This window comes from Chitinimonas naiadis, from assembly GCF_054780835.1.
In genome coordinates this window covers 334,897-352,426 of the sequence record NZ_BAAGVO010000001.1, presented here as the reverse complement: position 1 = coordinate 352,426, position 17,530 = coordinate 334,897, and the positions used below count along the sequence as shown (strand labels likewise).

The 17,530-nt window shown below is 62.8% G+C and carries 17 protein-coding genes and 2 tRNA genes; 5 read left to right on the top strand and 14 right to left on the bottom strand.

What is annotated here, in order from left to right; genetic code table 11:
• Window positions 1–243 precede the first annotated feature (243 nt).
• Entirely contained in the window at window positions 244–1,746 is a 1,503-nt protein-coding gene (locus tag ACYVHK_RS01545; protein ID WP_460526868.1) for a CoA-acylating methylmalonate-semialdehyde dehydrogenase, read from the bottom strand.
• 18 nt (window positions 1,747–1,764) lie between these two features.
• Window positions 1,765–3,102 carry an aspartate aminotransferase family protein gene (aptA, locus tag ACYVHK_RS01540; protein WP_460526866.1) on the bottom strand — a complete coding sequence of 446 codons (1,338 nt, stop codon included), beginning with the start codon at window positions 3,100–3,102 and terminating at the stop codon, window positions 1,765–1,767.
• 173 nt (window positions 3,103–3,275) lie between these two features.
• Between aptA and ACYVHK_RS01535 the strand changes: the two genes are divergently transcribed.
• Window positions 3,276–4,658, top strand: coding sequence for an aminotransferase-like domain-containing protein (locus ACYVHK_RS01535; protein ID WP_460526864.1), 1,383 nt, complete (start codon window positions 3,276–3,278; stop codon window positions 4,656–4,658).
• Between the two features lie 15 nt (window positions 4,659–4,673).
• On the opposite strand, the gene ACYVHK_RS01530 is transcribed toward ACYVHK_RS01535, so the two are convergent.
• The gene (locus ACYVHK_RS01530) at window positions 4,674–5,372 is read right to left on the bottom strand and encodes a type 1 glutamine amidotransferase (protein ID WP_460526862.1); all 699 of its coding nucleotides are present in this window, start codon (window positions 5,370–5,372) and stop codon (window positions 4,674–4,676) included.
• Between the two features lie 138 nt (window positions 5,373–5,510).
• Here ACYVHK_RS01530 and ACYVHK_RS01525 point away from each other — a divergent pair, with 138 nt between their 5' ends.
• A complete protein-coding gene (locus ACYVHK_RS01525; protein ID WP_460526860.1) occupies window positions 5,511–6,872 on the top strand; it encodes an aspartate aminotransferase family protein in 1,362 nt (453 codons plus the stop codon).
• Between the two features lie 4 nt (window positions 6,873–6,876).
• Here ACYVHK_RS01525 and ACYVHK_RS01520 read toward each other — a convergent pair whose 3' ends face one another.
• Complete coding sequence (locus ACYVHK_RS01520) at window positions 6,877–7,677, bottom strand: hypothetical protein (protein ID WP_460526858.1); 801 nt, start codon at window positions 7,675–7,677, stop codon at window positions 6,877–6,879.
• 257 nt (window positions 7,678–7,934) lie between these two features.
• Here ACYVHK_RS01520 and ACYVHK_RS01515 point away from each other — a divergent pair.
• Window positions 7,935–8,010 (top strand) — tRNA-Asn (locus ACYVHK_RS01515).
• Window positions 8,011–8,066: 56 nt separating this feature from the next.
• Here ACYVHK_RS01515 and ACYVHK_RS01510 read toward each other — a convergent pair.
• Window positions 8,067–8,945: a LysR family transcriptional regulator gene (locus ACYVHK_RS01510; RefSeq protein WP_460526856.1), complete on the bottom strand. Its 879-nt coding sequence runs from the start codon at window positions 8,943–8,945 to the stop codon at window positions 8,067–8,069.
• A gap of 210 nt (window positions 8,946–9,155) precedes the next feature.
• Between ACYVHK_RS01510 and htpX the strand changes: the two genes are divergently transcribed.
• Window positions 9,156–10,037, top strand: coding sequence for a heat shock protein HtpX (htpX, locus tag ACYVHK_RS01505; RefSeq protein WP_460526854.1), 882 nt, complete (start codon window positions 9,156–9,158; stop codon window positions 10,035–10,037).
• Window positions 10,038–10,139: 102 nt separating this feature from the next.
• Entirely contained in the window at window positions 10,140–11,093 is a 954-nt protein-coding gene (locus tag ACYVHK_RS01500; RefSeq protein ID WP_460526852.1) for a TerC family protein, read from the top strand.
• A gap of 86 nt (window positions 11,094–11,179) precedes the next feature.
• On the opposite strand, the gene ACYVHK_RS01495 is transcribed toward ACYVHK_RS01500, so the two are convergent.
• The 9 genes from ACYVHK_RS01495 to infC form a co-directional block, all read right to left on the bottom strand.
• Complete coding sequence (locus ACYVHK_RS01495; protein WP_460526850.1) at window positions 11,180–11,689, bottom strand: M48 metallopeptidase family protein; 510 nt, start codon at window positions 11,687–11,689, stop codon at window positions 11,180–11,182.
• A gap of 63 nt (window positions 11,690–11,752) precedes the next feature.
• A tRNA-Pro gene (locus tag ACYVHK_RS01490) sits at window positions 11,753–11,829 on the bottom strand.
• A 49-nt stretch (window positions 11,830–11,878) separates the two neighbouring features.
• Window positions 11,879–12,292 carry a MerR family transcriptional regulator gene (locus ACYVHK_RS01485; protein WP_460526848.1) on the bottom strand — a complete coding sequence of 138 codons (414 nt, stop codon included), beginning with the start codon at window positions 12,290–12,292 and terminating at the stop codon, window positions 11,879–11,881.
• Window positions 12,261–12,575, bottom strand: coding sequence for an integration host factor subunit alpha (locus ACYVHK_RS01480; RefSeq protein WP_331982728.1), 315 nt, complete (start codon window positions 12,573–12,575; stop codon window positions 12,261–12,263). The genes ACYVHK_RS01485 and ACYVHK_RS01480 overlap by 32 nt, the downstream gene beginning before the upstream one ends.
• Window positions 12,576–12,613: 38 nt before the next feature.
• A complete protein-coding gene (gene pheT / locus ACYVHK_RS01475; protein WP_460526846.1) occupies window positions 12,614–14,977 on the bottom strand; it encodes a phenylalanine--tRNA ligase subunit beta in 2,364 nt (787 codons plus the stop codon).
• Window positions 14,978–15,085: 108 nt separating this feature from the next.
• On the bottom strand, window positions 15,086–16,084 hold the full coding sequence (gene pheS / locus ACYVHK_RS01470; protein ID WP_460526844.1) for a phenylalanine--tRNA ligase subunit alpha: 999 nt from the start codon (window positions 16,082–16,084) through the stop codon (window positions 15,086–15,088).
• A 193-nt stretch (window positions 16,085–16,277) separates the two neighbouring features.
• Window positions 16,278–16,637, bottom strand: a complete 360-nt coding sequence (gene rplT / locus ACYVHK_RS01465; protein ID WP_460526842.1) for a 50S ribosomal protein L20 — start codon at window positions 16,635–16,637, stop codon at window positions 16,278–16,280.
• A 23-nt stretch (window positions 16,638–16,660) separates the two neighbouring features.
• Window positions 16,661–16,858, bottom strand: coding sequence for a 50S ribosomal protein L35 (gene rpmI / locus ACYVHK_RS01460; RefSeq protein WP_072429375.1), 198 nt, complete (start codon window positions 16,856–16,858; stop codon window positions 16,661–16,663).
• A gap of 133 nt (window positions 16,859–16,991) precedes the next feature.
• Window positions 16,992–17,528, bottom strand: a complete 537-nt coding sequence (infC, locus tag ACYVHK_RS01455; RefSeq protein WP_460526839.1) for a translation initiation factor IF-3 — start codon at window positions 17,526–17,528, stop codon at window positions 16,992–16,994.
• Window positions 17,529–17,530 lie beyond the last annotated feature (2 nt).

Genomic DNA, 17,530 nt, shown 5'->3' with positions numbered 1-17,530 from the left:
GCGTCATCACCCAGATGGGGGAAAGACGGACACACTCCAATAACAAAGTGCCAGACTGCGAGAATCATGGGCTCAGCGAAATGGCTCTATTTCTTATGAACGAGCATCAGCGAGGCTCCCCTGCGACGGCAGGGGCGGAGGGGATGGACTGGATAAAACGAAGCCTGCTCGAACATCATATGCAGCAAAACGCCCGGCTATGCCGGGCGCTGGACTGATGTCAGAGTCCTGACAACGCGTGGTTCATTTCATCGTCGGCATCACAAACTCCGCACCCGAGCGGATCGACTGCGGCCAGCGGGCCGTCACCGTCTTGAGACGCGTATAGAAACGGATACCTTCGGCACCATAGGCATGGTGGTCACCGAACAGGGATTGCTTCCAGCCGCCAAAGCTCATGAAGGCCATCGGTACCGGAATGGGCACATTCACCCCCACCATACCGACCTGGATACGGGCCACGAAGTCACGGGCGGCGTCGCCATCCCGCGTGAAGATCGCCGTGCCGTTACCGTAGGCATGTGCGTTGGTGATACGCACCGCCTCTTCGTAGCTCTGTACGCGCACCACGCACAGTACCGGGCCGAAGATCTCTTCCTGGTAGATCTTCATGTCGGTACGCACGCCATCGAACAGCGAACCACCCATAAAGAAACCGCTCTCGCAACCTGGTACTACATGCTGGCGGCCATCGACGACCAACCTGGCGCCTTCGGCGACACCCGCGTCGATATAGCCGGCGACCTTGTTACGATGCTCCCGGCTGACCAGCGGCCCCATTTCCACATCGTTGCCGGCATCCCAGGCACCGATCTTGAGGGTCTGCACCTTGGGCGAAAGCCGGGCAACCAGCGCGTCGGCGACTTCGTCCCCGACCGCCACCGCGACCGAGATGGCCATGCAGCGCTCGCCGGCCGAACCATAGGCCGCCCCCATCAGGGCATCGACCGCCTGATCGAGATCGGCATCCGGCATGATGACCATATGGTTCTTGGCGCCGCCCAGCGCCTGCACCCGCTTGCCGCGGGCAGTGCCGGTGGCATAGATGTATTGCGCAATCGGCGTGGAGCCGACAAAGCTGACTGCCTGGATATCCGGATGGGCCAGGATGGCATCCACCGCCACCTTGTCCCCATGGACGACGTTGAAGACACCGTCCGGCAGGCCAGCTTCCTTGAGCAGGCGCGCCATCCACAAGGACGCCGAAGGATCACGCTCGCTGGGCTTGAGGATGAAGGTATTGCCGGCGACCAGCGCCAGCGGGAACATCCACATTGGCACCATGGCCGGGAAATTGAACGGCGTGATACCGGCGACGACACCCAGCGGCTGGCGCAGGCTGTAGCTGTCGACGGCCGTTCCGACGTTCTCGGCAAACTCCCCCTTCAGCAGATGGGGGGCGCCGCAGGCGAACTCGACCACCTCGATGCCGCGTATCAGCTCGCCATGGGCATCCGCCCTGACCTTGCCATGCTCTTGCGAAATGGCCGCGACGATGTCCTCGGCATGCCGCTCCAGCAGCTCCTTGAACTTGAACATGACGCGGGCCCGACGCAGCGGCGGTGTCGCCGCCCACGCCGGAAACGCCGCCTGCGCAGCGGCGACTGCGCCGTCCAGCTCCTCCGGGCTGGCCAGGGCGACCCTGGCGCTGACTTCACCGAAAGCCGGGTTGTAGACCTCGCCAAAGCGGCCCGACGTCCCGTCGACGGCCTGCCCGTTGATCCAGTGCTGTATGAGGTTTGCCATGTTGCGATCCTTCCGTTTTCAACCCGCTGCGCGGATGGATTCGGCCAGTACGTCGGCCATGTGTTTGACTTCAGCCGGGGTGGAGATGAAGGTCGGCCCCATGGCGATGATGTCGCCGGTGAAGCGGAACATCACGCCTCGCTTGAGCGCCTCCTCGAACACACGGATACCCCGCATGCCGGGCTTGCCCTCCATGGGGGCCAGTTCCACCGCCGCCGCCAGCTGGCAGTTACGGATATCGATGATGTTGGCCTCGCCCCTGAGGCCATGTACCGCGTCCTCGAGCACCGGGCTTAGTTCGCGTACCCGCTGGTAGATGCTCTCTTCGGCGATCACGTCCAGCGCCGCATGGGCTGCCGCCACCGCCAGGGCATGGCCGGAATAGGTATAGCCGTGGAAGAACTCCACCATGTGCTCGGGGCCGGTCATGAAGGTGTCGTAGATCTGCCGGGTGGCGATCACGCCACCCATCGGCACCAGACCGTTGTTCACGCCCTTGGCGAAGGTGATCAGGTCCGGCGTCACGCCCCAGTGCTGGGCGGCGAAGGGCTGGCCCATGCGACCGAAACCGGTGATGACTTCATCGAAGATCAGAAGGATGCCGTGCTTGCTGCAGATATCGCGCAGGCGCTTGAGGTAGCCCTTGGGCGGCACCACCACGCCAGCCGAACCCTGCATCGGCTCGACGATCACGGCAGCGATGGTCGAGGCATCATGCAGTGCGACCAACCGCTCCAGCTCATCCGCCAGATGGGTACCCCAGTCAGGCTCGCCGCGGCTGTAGGCCATCTCCTTGAGGTTATGGGTATGCGGCAGATGGTCCACGCCCAGCAGCATGCCGGCAGAGAACATCTTGCGATTGGCCACCATGCCACCGACCGAGATACCGCCAAAACCCACGCCGTGATAGCCCTTCTCGCGACCGATGAAACGAGTGCGGTGCGCCTCGCCGCGTGCGCGGTGATAGGCCAGCGCCATCTTGAGTGCGGTGTCGACCGATTCCGAGCCGGAGTTGCAGAAGAACACATGCTCGAAGCCTTCGGGTGCGGCCTCGGCAATCCGCTCTGCCAGCTTGAACACCTGCGGCGTCCCCATCTGGAAGGCGGTGCCGTAGTCGAGCACATCGAGCTGGTGCTTGACCGCCTCGACCAGCTTGGGATGGCGGTGCCCCAGGCCACAGCACCACAGGCCGGACAGGGCGTCATAGAGCTTGTCGCCTTCGGTGGTCCAGTAGTAGCTGCCCTCGGCCCTGGCCAGCAGACGCCGCTCGTGGTGCTGCTTGTAGTAGCGGTTGTGGCTGAAAGGCATCCAGTACGCGTCCAGGTTCTGGTTGGGATCAAGCTCGCTATGGCCCATGGTCGGCTCCGTGGCTAAAGTGTGATGGTCTGTACTGAGTATCGTATTGGGTGAAATGCGCAGAAGCACTGGCATACCGGGCCAGTATCAGCCACCATGAACCCAGCTAGCCATATACATCAGGGCCCTATCGGCAACCCGATGTACTGAACATCAATCCAGTACAGTTGACCATGTTGCAACTTGACCCCCACGCCAGCAGCTCCTTGACCAGCCAGATCGTCAGCGCCCTGTCGGCCAAGATCGCCCGCGGCGTCCTCGCCGAGGGATCGCGACTGCCGTCGGTGCGTGGCCTGGCGCTCGCTTGTGGCGTCAGCCCGTTTACCGTCGCGGAGGCCTACAACCGGCTGGTGGCGGAAGGATGGATCAATGCCCAGCGGGCGCGCGGCTACTACGTCAGCGCCCGGCCCACGTCGGCAAGCGCCCCGCCCGCCCGTGCCCCGGTCGACGAGGCCTGGCTGTTGCGGCGGGTCTATGAGGACGGTGAGCTGGACCTGCAGGCAGGTGGCGGCTGGCTGCCCCACGACTGGCTGTATGAAGAAGGCGTACGCACGGCGCTGCGGGTATTGGCCAAAGCGCCCGGCGAATTGCTGACCCGCTACGGCCACCCGCAGGGCCTGCCGGCACTGCGGCAACATCTGCAATGGCGCCTGGCCCTGCGCGGCATCGAGGCACCCGCCGAACAGATCATGCTGAGCCACGGTGCCAGCCAGGGCCTGGACCTGGTACTGCGGCTACTGGTACGCCCCGGCGATACGGTACTGATCGACAGCCCCGGCTACTCGAACCTGATCGCCGCCCTGCTAGGGCATGGCGCAAAACTGATCGGCGTACCGAGAACCGTACAGGGCCCGGACGCCGCCGTACTGGCGCAACTGGCCAGTCTGCACAGGCCGGTCGCCTTTTTCACCAACAGCAGCCTGCATAACCCGACCGGCACCACGACCAATGCCCACGCCGCCCACCAGATCCTCAAGCTGGCCGACCGGTACGACTTCCAGGTCGTCGAGGACGACACCTTCGCGGACCTGCACGCCGGCGGCCAGCCCAGCCTTGCCAGCCTGGACGGCCTGCAGCGGGTGAGCTACCTGGGGTCTTTCTCCAAGAGCATGAGCCCGGCGTTGCGTGTCGGTTACCTGGCTGCCAACCCTGAACTGATCGCCCGTGCCACCCGCCTGAAGATGGCGGCGGGACTGACCAGTTCCGAGATCATGGAATCCGCCGCGTTGACCATGCTGACCGATGGCCACCACCGCAGCCACCTGGATCGCCTGCGCGAGCGGCTGCAGGCCGCCCAGGCGAGGGTCTGCGCGCGCCTGGGCGAGCTAGGCTGGCAGGTGTTCCACCAACCTGCGGGTGGCCTGTTCCTCTGGGCCGAAGCCCCTTCCGGCATGGATACGACGGTACTGACCGAGCGCGCCGCCAGCGCCGGCATCGCGCTGGCCCCTGGCCGCTTCTACCTCGCCGACGCCGGCCACAGCCGTCACTTCCGCTTCAACGCCGCCTGGTCCGACCATAGCCGCCTCTACGGCTGGCTGGCGGCGCAAGGCGGCTGACCGGATCGGCGGCGCTCAGGCCAATCCCTTGACCCATTCGGTGTAGATCGCCGCCGCCGTGCGCTGGCTTTGCGCCAACGCCGCCGCAAGGTCGGCCAATACCGTATCCGCTTGCTGTACGGCTGGCGAGGTGCTGTGGATCAGTTCGTCATGGCCGGCAATCAACCAGCGCCTGACCTTGGCCTCATCCACCTCGCAATGGAACTGCATGGCCAGGTGCTTCTGGCCCAGGCTGTAGGCCTGATTGGCGCAATGCCGGCCGGTCGCGATGCGCCTGGCACCAGCCGGGATCGAGAAGCTCTCGCCGTGCCACTGGAACAGGCGCAGTGCGCCCGAGCCCCCGAACCAGCGTTCACCACCCGCCTCAACCTGCAGCTCGCTCCAGCCGATCTCCACCTGCTCGGCGGCTTGCACCGTCGCACCGAGTGCGCGGCTCATGATCTGCCCGCCCAGACAGTGGCCAATGACCGGCACGTCGGTCGCGACGGCATGGCGTACCAGTTCGAACAGTTGCGGATAGTAGGGCAGCGCGTCGTTGGCGCTCATGGGCCCGCCCAGGATGGCGAGCCCGCGATGCTGGCGCAGATCGGCCGGCAGGCGGTCTCCGGCATGCATGCGATAGAGCTGGTAGTCGAGCCCGGACTGCTCGAGCCAGGTCCCCAGATAGGCAGGATCGTCGTTGGCGAAGTGTTCGATGATGGCGATGGTGGGCATGCGGGCATTCCGAAATACGGAGATCAAACCGGTGGTCGTCCATCGTCGCGGGGGTATTTACCAACCCCGGTGGGGACGGGCAGAATGGTGCGAATAATAGACACAGCGGTGAATAATTTCACCACACAGGATAACGACATGACAACGCAGACCGGCATCAGCACCGAGCGTATCGAACACCTGATGCAAGCGGAACGTTCCCGCTACGCCGCCAGCCGGCCTCGCTCCCAGGCCTTGTCGGAACGCACCGGTAATCATCTGCTGTACGGCGTGCCGCTGCACTGGATGGCCGATTGGGGTACGCCCTTCCCGCTGTTCGTCGCGTCAGCGCAGGACGCGGGCTTCACCGATGTCGACGGGCACCGCTATGCGGATTTCTGCCTGGGCGATACCGGCGCCATGTTCGGGCACGCCCCGGCGCCCGTTGCCGCAGCAGTCGCCGCGCAGTCCCTGCGCGGTTTTACCACTATGCTGCCGGGCGAGGATGCCGCCAGGGTGGGCGAGCTGCTGGCCGAGCGCTTCGGCCTGCCGTACTGGCAGTTCGCCATGACGGCATCGGACGCCAACCGCTTCGTGATCCGCTGGGCACGCGCGGTCACCGGCCGTAGCAAGGTGCTGGTTTTCAACGGCTGTTACCACGGCACCGTGGACGATGTGTTTGTCGACCTGATCGACGGCCAGCCCAGCCAGCGCGACAGCCTGCTGGGCCAGGTCTACGACCTGACCCAGCACACGGTGGTGGTGGAGTTCAATGATCTGCCCGCCCTAGCCGCAGCGCTCGCCAAGGGCGACATCGCTTGCGTGCTGGCCGAACCTGCCATGACCAATATCGGCATGGTCCTGCCCGATCCAGACTATTGGCAAGCGGCCAGCGAGCTGATCCGGGCGGCTGGCTCCCTGCTGGTCTGCGACGAAACCCACACCATTTCCACCGGGCCGGGCGGCTATGCGCGCCGCCACGGCTTGCAGGCGGATGTGTTCGTACTCGGCAAGCCGGTCGGCGGCGGGGTGCCCTGCGCCGTCTATGGTTTTACCACTAAGCTGGCCGAACGCATGCGCGCCAGTAAGTCGGCCGCACCACCCGGCCACTCCGGCATCGGCACCACACTGACCGCCAATGCGCTGGCGATGGCCGCCATGCGGGCCAATCTGGAAAGCGTGATGACGGACGCGGCCTACGCGCAGATGTTTGCCTTGGCCGAGACGCTGGCGACCGGACTACGTAATACCTTTGGGCGGCATGGCCTGCCCTGGTGCGTCACCCAGCTCGGTGCCCGCATCGAGTTCCAGTTCTGCGCCACACCGCCGCGCAATGGCAGCGAGGCCGGTGCCGCCATGCAGCCGGCACTGGAGCACGCCCTGCACCTCTACCTGCTCAACCGGGGGGTGTTGATCACGCCCTTCCACAACATGATGCTGGTCTGCCCCACGACCCGGCCGGAAGATATCGCCGCCTTGCTGCAACATCTGGATGCCGCTATTTGCGGCCTGCTGGACTGACGTTCTAGCGCGACCCCTTGCCCGGCACGTAGATACGCTCCCGGGCAAGCTCATCGCCCAGATACTGGGCCATCATGCGCCGGAAGCTGCCATCGTCGCGGGCAGTTTCGAACGCCTGCTTCAACACCGGCACATCGGCCGGCGCCATCGCGCTCGTATCCAATACCACGCCCACCAGGACGCGCTGCAACAGAGGGAGTTTGACGATCCGTACCTTGCCCTGGGACTTGATGCCATCCAGGTACCAGCGATAGACATAGGCGTTGCCGAAGGTCGCCCCGATCCGTCCGGCGTCCAGCTTGCGATAGACCGTCTCGGCATCAATAGAGATATCCCGCCGCGCCGGTGGCAGGTCCTGCAAGAGCTCATTCACGACGTTGCCATAGCTGGCTCCGCGAATACTGCCAAATACCAGATCCGGCATGGCGAGCGCCTGTTCCAGTTTCTGGATGGCCAAATCCTCCCGGACCACGAGCTCCATCGATTCCTGCGCCATGGGGATGAAAATCTGGCTGGAGGTTCCGGCCGCCGGATCGCCGCTCGGGCCAAAGATGGGGGTGCGCTGCAATCGCCGCAACGCCCTCGCCCGCTCTGCCGGCAGCTCCTCGAGTATCAGCTTGCATCGGGTGCGCCGCTCCACCTCGCGGAACAGGTCGACATAGAAACCACTCTGCACACCCTGCTTGCTGGTATTGCTGGCGTAGCCCAGTGGAATCAGCGGCACCTGATAGCCCTCGCGGCAATCCGCCTGAGCCCGATCAAGCAAGGCGAGCAACAGGACGACAGTCAGCAACAGCATGCGCATCGTGCCCTCCCTGGCGTCACTCGCATTGGTCCATTTTTCCTTCTTAGCAGAGCAAACAGGGCCTCTGCCAAGTATTCGCGCGCCATCTGAAAATATATTCGGACTATTTTCCTTCCAGCCTCGCATCTCTCCGCAAGCAAACCGCCAGATCACCGCAGCGGCAAATTATTGATTGAAAAAGCCTTCTGAAAATATCTCAAAAAAAATGCGGAAAATGTTTGACGAAGTCGCGTTCGGACCTTAAAGTGCGCGTCCTTTCCTCGATAGCTCAGTCGGTAGAGCGCCGGACTGTTAATCCGTAGGTCCCTGGTTCGAGCCCAGGTCGAGGAGCCAGATGTAAGCAAAAAGCCCAGCCTAGCTGGGCTTTTTGTTTTGCTGCGCCAAGCCCTTCAGGTGGGCAGATCAACCTGCAGCAAACGCTCGACCAAGGGGTTGCCGAGACGGGCCGACGAGGCGATGGCATAGTAGTCCTCAGCCAGATCAGGCAGCTCCCGCACCAGCTCCACGCCATACTGCGTGGCCAGCATCTCGCCCAGCACGGTCGCTGCCGGGAAGTAACCCGCCCCATTGCCGCCAAAGGTCGTCAGCAGCGCGCTGTCGTCAAACTCCCCCACCACCGGCGGGCGCAAGCCTTCGCTCTCCAGCCACAGCTCCAGGCGCGCGCGCAGGGAACTGCGCCGGCTGGGCAGCAACAAGGGGGCGCGGCCCAGATCCTCGCCATGCAATGCGCGTAGCGCCGGCGTGGCAAACAGCCCGGTCGGACTGCTGGCGACCCGCCGTGCCAGCATGCGATGCTGCTGCGACTGGGCCAGGTCACGATCAGACAGGACAAGATCCAGCTTGTGGCGCGACAGCGCCGAGACCAGCTCGTCAAAGCTGCCCTCATGGCAGGTCAGCCGCAGATTGGCGGTATCGGCCACCAGTGGCGCGAGCAACTGGTAGGCCACCAGCTTGGGCACCGAGTCGGCGATGCCGATGGTGAGACGCGTCACCCTGTCCAGCGCCGGGTCCGCCAAGGTGGTCTGCAGATGCTCTCCGAGCAGGAAGATTTCGTCGGCGTAGCGTAGCGCCTCCCGCCCCGCCTCGGTCAACTCGAGCCGCCGGCCGACCTGCCGGAACAAGGCACGCCCCAGATCCCTTTCCAGCTGGCTCAACTGCCCGCTGATGGTCTGCGGCGAAACATCCAGCCGCTCGGCGGCGCGCGCCACGCCGCCTTCCTTGGCGACCATCCAGAAGTAGTGCAGGTGTTTGAAGTTAAGCGGATGCATGACAATCCATCGAAAAAACCGAGCATTCAATCAGAATAAGCTCGATTCTTCTTTATGCATAGACTGCGTATCCTTGCTCCTGTCTGAAAGCCCCCAACCACCTTGCCGGCACCCATTGCAGGCACCGTGGTCATAAGGGCAAGCACTTGATATTAAACGGGACAATAACCAGATAAGCGGATGTCCCCATCCCACAAGAGGATACTCGTCATGAAACGTATCGTACTGTTCCTGGTAACCAACCTGGCCGTGATGCTGGTGCTGTCGATCAGCGCCCGCCTCCTGGGCGTGGATCGCTTCCTGACCGCGAACGGCATGAACTTCGGCATGCTGCTGGCGTTCTCGGCCCTGATCGGCTTTGGCGGCTCCTTCATCTCGCTGCTGATGTCCAAGACCATGGCCAAATGGAGCACCGGCGCCCAGGTGATCACCCAGCCGCGCAATACCGACGAGGCCTGGCTGGTAGACACCGTGCGCTCGCTGGCCCTGCGCGCCAACATCCCCATGCCGGAGGTCGCGATCTACGACGGCGCACCCAACGCCTTCGCTACCGGCCCCAGCAAGTCCAACTCGCTGGTCGCCGTCTCAACCGGCCTATTGCAGACCATGCGCCGCCGTGAAGTGGAAGCCGTGCTGGCGCACGAAGTCGCCCACGTCGCCAACGGTGACATGGTCACGCTGACCCTGATCCAGGGCGTGGTGAATACCTTCGTGGTCTTCCTGTCGCGCGTTGCCGGCTACCTTGTCGACAGCTTCCTGCGCCGCAACGATGAGGAGAACAGCGGCCCCGGCATCGGCTACATGATCGCCAGCTTCGTGTTCGAAATCATCTTCGGCATTCTGGCCAGCATCGTGGTGATGTACTTCTCGCGCCAGCGCGAATACCGGGCCGACGCGGGTGCCGCCAAGCTCCTGGGCAGCAAGGCGCCGATGATCGACGCGCTGCAGGTGCTGGGTGGCCGTGAACCCGGCGAACTGCCCAAGAACATGGCCGCCTCCGGCATTGCCGGTGGCCGCCTGAGTGGGCTGTTCAGCAGCCACCCGCCGCTTGAGGTCCGTATCGAAGCACTGCGCCAGGCCGCCCTGAACTAAGGCCGGCGCCCTCCACGCCCTACCCGACGGCCCCACCTCCGGGGTCGTCGCTTTTTCTACCCGTGGGCATTGCCTGCCCGCAGCGACTAGACTGGAACGACCATGAACTATCCCATCTGGATGTGGGGCACCTTTGCGGCAGTGGTACTGCTGCTACTGGTCCTAGACCTCGGCGTGCTGAACAAGAAGGACCATGAGATCGGGGTCAAGGAAAGCCTCAAGCTCTCGGCCTTCTATATCAGCGCCGGCCTCTTGTTCGGCGGCTTTGTCTGGTACCAGCTCGGTGCGGCTGCCGGCATGGACTACCTGACCGGCTTCCTGGTCGAGAAAAGCCTGTCGATGGACAATGTGTTCGTCATCAGCCTGATCTTCACCTACTTCGCGATACCCCGTGCCTACCAGCATCGCGTGCTGTTCTGGGGCATTCTGGGCGCCATCGTCATGCGCGGCGTGATGATCGGCGTCGGCGCCGCCCTGATCCACGAATTCATGTGGGTGCTCTACCTGTTCGGCGCCTTCCTGGTGTTCACCGGCGTCAAGATGCTGTTCGCCAAGGACGACGAGACCGACGTGGCCGGCAACCCGCTGCTGAACTGGCTCAAGGGTCATTTCCGCTTCACCGAGCAACTCGCCGGCAAGCGTTTCTTCGTCAAGCAGGCCGATCCGAAGAACCCGGCCCGGCAGGTATGGTGGGCAACCCCGCTGTTCCTGGCCCTGATCATGGTCGAGATCACCGACCTGATCTTTGCCGTGGATAGCGTACCGGCCATCTTCGCGATCACGACCGATACCTTCATCGTGTTCACCTCGAACATCTTCGCCATCCTGGGCCTGCGCGCGCTGTACTTCGCCCTCGCTGCCATGGTGCATCGCTTCCACTACCTGAAGTACGCCCTGGCTGCCGTGCTGGTGTTCATCGGCGTGAAGATCTTCCTGGTGAACCTGGCGATCAAGATTCCTTCGCCGGTCTCCCTCGGCGTGACCTTCGGCCTCCTGGCGGCCGGCGTGCTGTATTCCTTGTGGAAGACCCGCGGCGAACCGATACCGGAAGCCTGACCCCCTCACCCGCCTGGCAATGACAAAGCCCGCTGCGTATCCCCGCAGCGGGCTTTTTAACGTGCCTTACACAGCCTTGGCCATGTTCAGGCGATATTGCCATCCGGCAGGTCACGCCAGGTCAGGTAGAGCCGCAGATCGAACTCCAGCTGGTGGTAGTCCGGCAGCATGTACTGGCACAACTGGTAGAAGGCCTTGTTGTGGTCATGCTCCTTGAGATGGGCAAGCTCGTGCACCACGATCATCTGCAGGAACGCCTCCGGCGCCTGCTTGAACACGCTGGCGACCCGTATCTCCTTCTTGGCCTTGAGCTTGCTGCCCTGCACCCGCGAGATGGCCGTATGCAGGCCCAAGGCATGGTGGACCACATCGAGCTTGCTGTCGTAGCTGACCTTGTCGATCCCCGGAGCATTGCGCAGATGCGCCTCTTTCAGCTCGCAGACATAGCGATACAGCGCCTTGTCGGACTGGATGGCATGCGAGCCAGGGTATTTGCTGGTCAGGTGCGCCCCCAGCCGACCCTGCGCGATCAGGCCCCTGACCTGCTCTTGCAAGGCCGGCGCATAGGCACTGAGGTATTTGAGTTGCTGGGTCATGACGGCACCGTGAGGGCAAAGCAAAAAGCCTGAAGCAGTAGCTTCAGGCTTTTTCTTGTTTCTTGGTCGGAGCGAGAGGATTCGAACCTCCGACCCCTTGCACCCCATGCAAGTGCGCTACCAGGCTGCGCCACGCTCCGACTCGAAGGAGGCCGGATTATACCCGACTTTCCCGCACTGGCAAGCAGTCTAGCTCACCAGGAATTCGCGCAAAGCCAACAACTCCTGCCGTACGCTCAGCAAGGCCTCGCTGGCAGCGGACGCGGCTTCCGCCTCGTGCTCCAGCGCCTCACCCAGGCTGGCCTCACCGTGGGCGACCGCATCCAGGGCCTGGTGCTCCAGGCGGTTGCGGGCACCACTGATGGTGAACCCCTCCTCATACAACAAGGTGCGGATACGCCGCACCAGCAACACCTCGTGATGCTGGTAATAGCGTCGATTGCCGCGCCGCTTCACCGGCCGCAACTGGGTAAACTCCTGCTCCCAGTAGCGCAGCACGTGTGGCTTCACCCCGCACAGTTCACTGACCTCACCGATGGTGAAGTAGCGCTTGGCGGGGATAGGCGGCAGCTCAGCTCTCGGTAACGAGCTTTCCATCTGCATAGTTGTCTTCCACCATGCCCTTCAGTTTTTGGCTGGCGTGGAATGTGACCACGCGGCGGGCGGAGATCGGAATCTCCTCGCCGGTTTTAGGATTGCGGCCAGGCCGCTGCGGCTTGTCGCGCAACTGGAAGTTGCCGAAGCCGGACAGCTTGACGCTTTCCCCCTCTTGCAAGGATTGGCGGATCTCTTCGAAGAAGGCCTCCACCATGTCCTTTGCTTCACGTTTATTAAGGCCGACCTTGTCAAAAAGAAGGTCGGCAAGTTCAGCTTTAGTCAGAGTCAATGTCATGATTTTTTGGTGCGGAATTCGTCGCGATCGGCTCAGCTGCGGAGCTGGGCCTGGACGTGTTGTTGCAGCGCGGCGACGAGCTGGGAGACGGCGGAATCGATGTCCGCGTCCGAAAGCGTTTTCTGAGTATCTTGCAATATCACCTTGAATGCAAGGCTCTTTTTCCCTTCTGGCACCCCTGCACCACGGTACACATCGAAGCCTTCAATCGCGGTCACAAAGGGCTGTTTGGCCGTTTGCATCGCATCAATGATGGCCTGGTACTGGACCGTTTCATCGACCACAAAGGCAAGGTCACGACGGACCGGCTGGAACTTGGAAACGGGTTGCGACTTGATCAGGTCACGCTCGGTCAGCGCGGCAGCATCGAGTTCAAACAGCACCGGCGCCGCTGGCAGGTCGTAGCCCTGCACCCACTTAGGGTGCAGCTCACCGATCACGCCGATTTCCTTGCCGTCGAGCAGCACGCGCGCGCAACGGCCGGGATGGAAGGCCGGGTGTTCGGCACGTTCGAAGCGTGCCTGGCGCGGCGCCAGCAGCGCCTCTACATCGGCCTTCACATCGTAGAAATCGACGCGCGCCGCCTTGGCGCCCCACTGCTCATGCTGACGCGGGCCATACGCGAGGCCAGCCAGTTTTTCCGGCTGTTGATCGGCAGCAACGCCATGGAATACCCGTGCCAACTCGAACAGGCGCACCCGCTCATGCTTGCGGTTGAGGTTGCCAACCAGGGTATTGACCAGGCCACCAATCAGGGTCGAACGCATCACGCTCATCTGGCTGGCAATCGGGTTCATCAGCTTGACTGGCGACAGATTGGCCGCGAAGTCAGCCTCCCACTTCGTCTCGACAAAGGCATAGCTGACGATTTCCTGATAGTCGCGAGCCGCCAATGCCAGCTTGACCGACAGTGCAGGACGCAGCTTGCCATCCTGCGGCAGCATGGACTGGCCGGACTGCGGCGCGCGGGTCGGCACGTTGTCATAACCATACAGGCGGGCGACTTCCTCGATCAGGTCTTCCTCGATCGTGATATCGAAGCGATAGCTAGGCGGCGTCACGGTCAGCACCTCGCCGTCACGGGCGACACCCAGCCCCAGCTTTTGCAGCATGGCGACGATCTCGTCGGCCGACAGGGTCACGCCGAGCACGCGTGCCACCCGGGCGACGCGCAACGACACGGCAGGACGAGCCGGCAGCTCGGCCAGCGCTTCGGTCACAGGGCCAGCCTGGCCACCACAGATCTGCAGCACCAGCGCGGTAGCGCGCTCCAGCGCCTGACGCGCGTTGCCGAAGTCGACGCCACGCTCGAAGCGATGGCTGGAATCCGAACTGAAGCCCAGGCGACGCGCCTTGCCGGCGATCGCTTCCGGCGCAAAGAAGGCCGACTCCAGGAACACGTCGCGGGTCTCGCCCAACTGCACCGAGGTCGGCTGACCACCCATGATGCCAGCCAGGGCAACCGGGCCGCCCGCATCGGCGATCACCAGCATGTCGGCTTCCAGCGCCAGCTGCTTGCCGTTGAGCAACTCCAGCTGCTCACCCGCCTGCGCCATGCGCACGACGATATCGCCTTGCAGCTTGGCCGCGTCGAAGGCGTGCATGGGCTGGCCCAGCTCGAGCAGGACATAGTTGGTGATGTCGACCAGGGCCGAGATCGAACGGATCCCGCTGCGCTCCAGGCGCCGCTTCATCCAGTCCGGCGTGGCGGCCGCTGCATCGACACCCTGCACGACACGACCGGCATAGCGCGGGCAAGCCGGGCCTGCCTGCAGCTCGACGTTGCGCGTGGCATCGATCGTGGGCGCATGCGCGGCGATAGCAATCGGCCTGAAAGCACTGCCGGTCAGCGCGGCGACTTCACGCGCGATGCCGGTCAGGCTCAGGCAATCCGCCCGGTTGGGCGTGAGCTTGAGCGTGTAGAGGCGGTCATCGAGCTGGTAGTAGTCGCGGAAACTGGTACCGACTGGCGCATCCTGCGGCAACAGCAGCAGGCCGTCACTCTCCTCGGACACACCCAGCTCGCGGGCCGAGCACAGCATGCCGAAACTCTCGACGCCGCGCAGCTTGGCTTCCTTGATCTTGAAGTCACCCGGCAGCGTGGCGCCAACCAGGGCGCAAGGCACCTTGACGCCCGGTGCGACATTGGGCGCGCCGCAGACGATCTGCAGCGGCTCACCGCCAAGACCGGCGTCCACCTTGCAGACATTGAGCTTCTCGGCGTTCTCGTGCTTGCGCACCTCCAGCACCTGGGCCACGACAACCTGGTCGAAAGCCGGTGCAGCCGGCTCGTTTTCTTCCACTTCCAGGCCGGCCATGGTCAACAGCTCGGCCAGCGCAGCATTATCCAGTGCCGGATTGACGAGTTCGCGCAGCCACTGTTCAGAAAATTTCATGCTCTCATCCCTCTTGGGAAAGGCACGGCCCGCGATAGGAGCCCTGCCTTGGCTAATTCATTCAGGACCCCTGAACCGGAAATCCTGATACCGATACCGTATTGGCGTTCAGCGGAACTGGCCCAGGAAGGCCAGATCGTTGTCGAAGAACAGGCGCAGGTCGTTCACGCCGTAATACAGCATGGCAAAGCGGTCTAGGCCGATGCCAAAGGCGAAGCCGGTGTACTTCTCCGGATCGATGCCGACATTGCGCAGCACATTCGGGTGCACCATGCCGCAACCACCCACCTCCAGCCAGCCGCGCTCGCCGAGCACGTCGACTTCGGCCGAGGTTTCGGTAAACGGGAAGAACGAAGGGCGGAAGCGCACCTGCAGGTCGTCACGCTCGAAGAAGCGGCGCAGGAATTCGCTCATGGTGGCCTTGAGGTCGGCGAAGCTGACCCCTTCGGCGACCCACAGGCCTTCCATCTGGTGGAACATCGGCGAGTGGGTGGCGTCCGAATCGACGCGGTAGACGCGGCCCGGTGCCACGATCTTGATCGGCGGCTGGTGGTTCAGCATGTAGCGAACCTGGATCGGGCTGGTATGGGTGCGCAGTACCAACGGCTCGCCATCCTTGCCGCCTTCGACGTAGAAGGTGTCCTGCATGGAGCGGGCCGGATGGCCCTTGGGCGTATTGAGTGCCTCGAAGTTGTGCCAGTCGTCCTCGATTTCGGGGCCGTCGGCCACGTCAAAGCCCATGGACTGGAACAGTGCGACGATGCGCTCTTTCACCAGGGATACCGGGTGCAGGCCGCCGGCACCATTACCGCGCCCCGGCAGGGTCACGTCCAGTGCTTCGGCCGCCAGTTGCTGCGCCAGCTTGTCGGCGGCGATCGCTTCGCGTCGGCCATTGAGCGCCTGCTCAAAGGCCGTCTTGGCCTGGTTGATGACCGCGCCCTGGGCGCGCTTCTCCTCCGGTGGCAAGGCAGCAAGCTGCTTGAGGAGTTCGGTCAAGGCACCTGACTTACCCAGGTAGCGGGCCTTGACGTTTTCTAGCTCGACCGGGTCGCTGGTCACCGCCAATGCGGCCAGACCTTCGTCGAGAATGGTTTGGACGTTGCCCATACTGCATCGCTCCTCATCAAATCCGGGGGTTTGCGATCCACATGGTTCAAACCTGCATGTGGACACGCCCTAACGCTAGCGATGGATTCTCGGTGGAAAACCCATGGCAAGCGGCCCGATGGAACAGGCAGTGGGCTGACGAGCAAGACAAAAAAAGGGAGGCTTGCGCCTCCCTTTTTCAGCTACCGGTAGCTCAGGCAGGCAGACTGGCCTTGGCTTGCGCAAAGATTTGCGCAAACGCAGCCTTGTCGAACACAGCCAGATCGGCCAGCACCTTACGATCGACATTGATCGAGGCGCGCTTGAGGCCGTTCATGAACTTGCTGTAGCTCAGACCCAGTTCACGCGAAGCCGCGTTAATACGAGCGATCCACAGCTGACGGAATTGACGCTTCCGCTGACGGCGGTCACGGTAGGCGTATTGACCGGCCTTCATCACCGCCTGTTTGGCGATGCGATAGACGTTCTTGCGACGACCGCGATAGCCCTTGGCAAGAGCTAAAACTTTTTTGTGACGAGCGCGGGCTGTTACACCACGTTTGACGCGAGGCATGGTTTATTCCTTTCCCGAGAAGATTAAGCGTACGGCAGCATGGCGCGTACGGAAGCCATATTGGTCGGGTGGACCATGGTCGTACCACGCAGCTGGCGCTTGTTCTTGGTTGTCTTCTTGGTCAGGATGTGGCGCTTGAACGCTTTGGAGCGCTTGACACCACCATTACCCAACACCTTCAAACGCTTCTTGGCGCTCGATTTGGTCTTCATCTTCGGCATGACGTACTCCGTTTTGCCAAGTTAGATTTGGCGATGGGCGGCGGCGAACCGCACTTAATACCCAACACCACGCTTATTACAACAAGAGCACCCGGCTTGCACCGGACGGGGCTTGTTGTCACCCCTTAAAACATCAAATCTTCTTCTTCGGCGCCAGCATCATGATCATCTGACGGCCTTCCAGCTTGGGGAACTGCTCCACCACAGCCAGTTCGCCCAGATCGGTCTCGATACGCTTCAGCTGCGCCATGCCGATTTCCTGGTGGGCCATTTCACGACCACGGAAACGCAAGGTGATCTTTGCCTTGTCGCCTTCCTCGATAAAGCGCGTCACGTTGCGCAGCTTTACCTGGTAGTCGTTCTCGTCGGTACCAGGACGGAACTTCACTTCTTTGATCTGAACCTGCTTGACCTTCAGCTTCTGCTCGTGCCGCTTCTTGCTCTCGCGGTACTTGAACTTGCCGTAGTCCATCAAACGACAGACGGGCGGGGTAGCGTTCGGGGCGATCTCAACCAGATCAACCTCGCGCTCTTCCGCCATACGCAACGCCTCGGCCAAGCTCACGATACCGAGCTGTTCGCCTTCTTCGTCATTAAGACGCACTTCGCGGGCGGTGATTTCACCGTTGATCCGCGGCTCTTTATCCTGAGCGATAGCACATACTCCCAAAT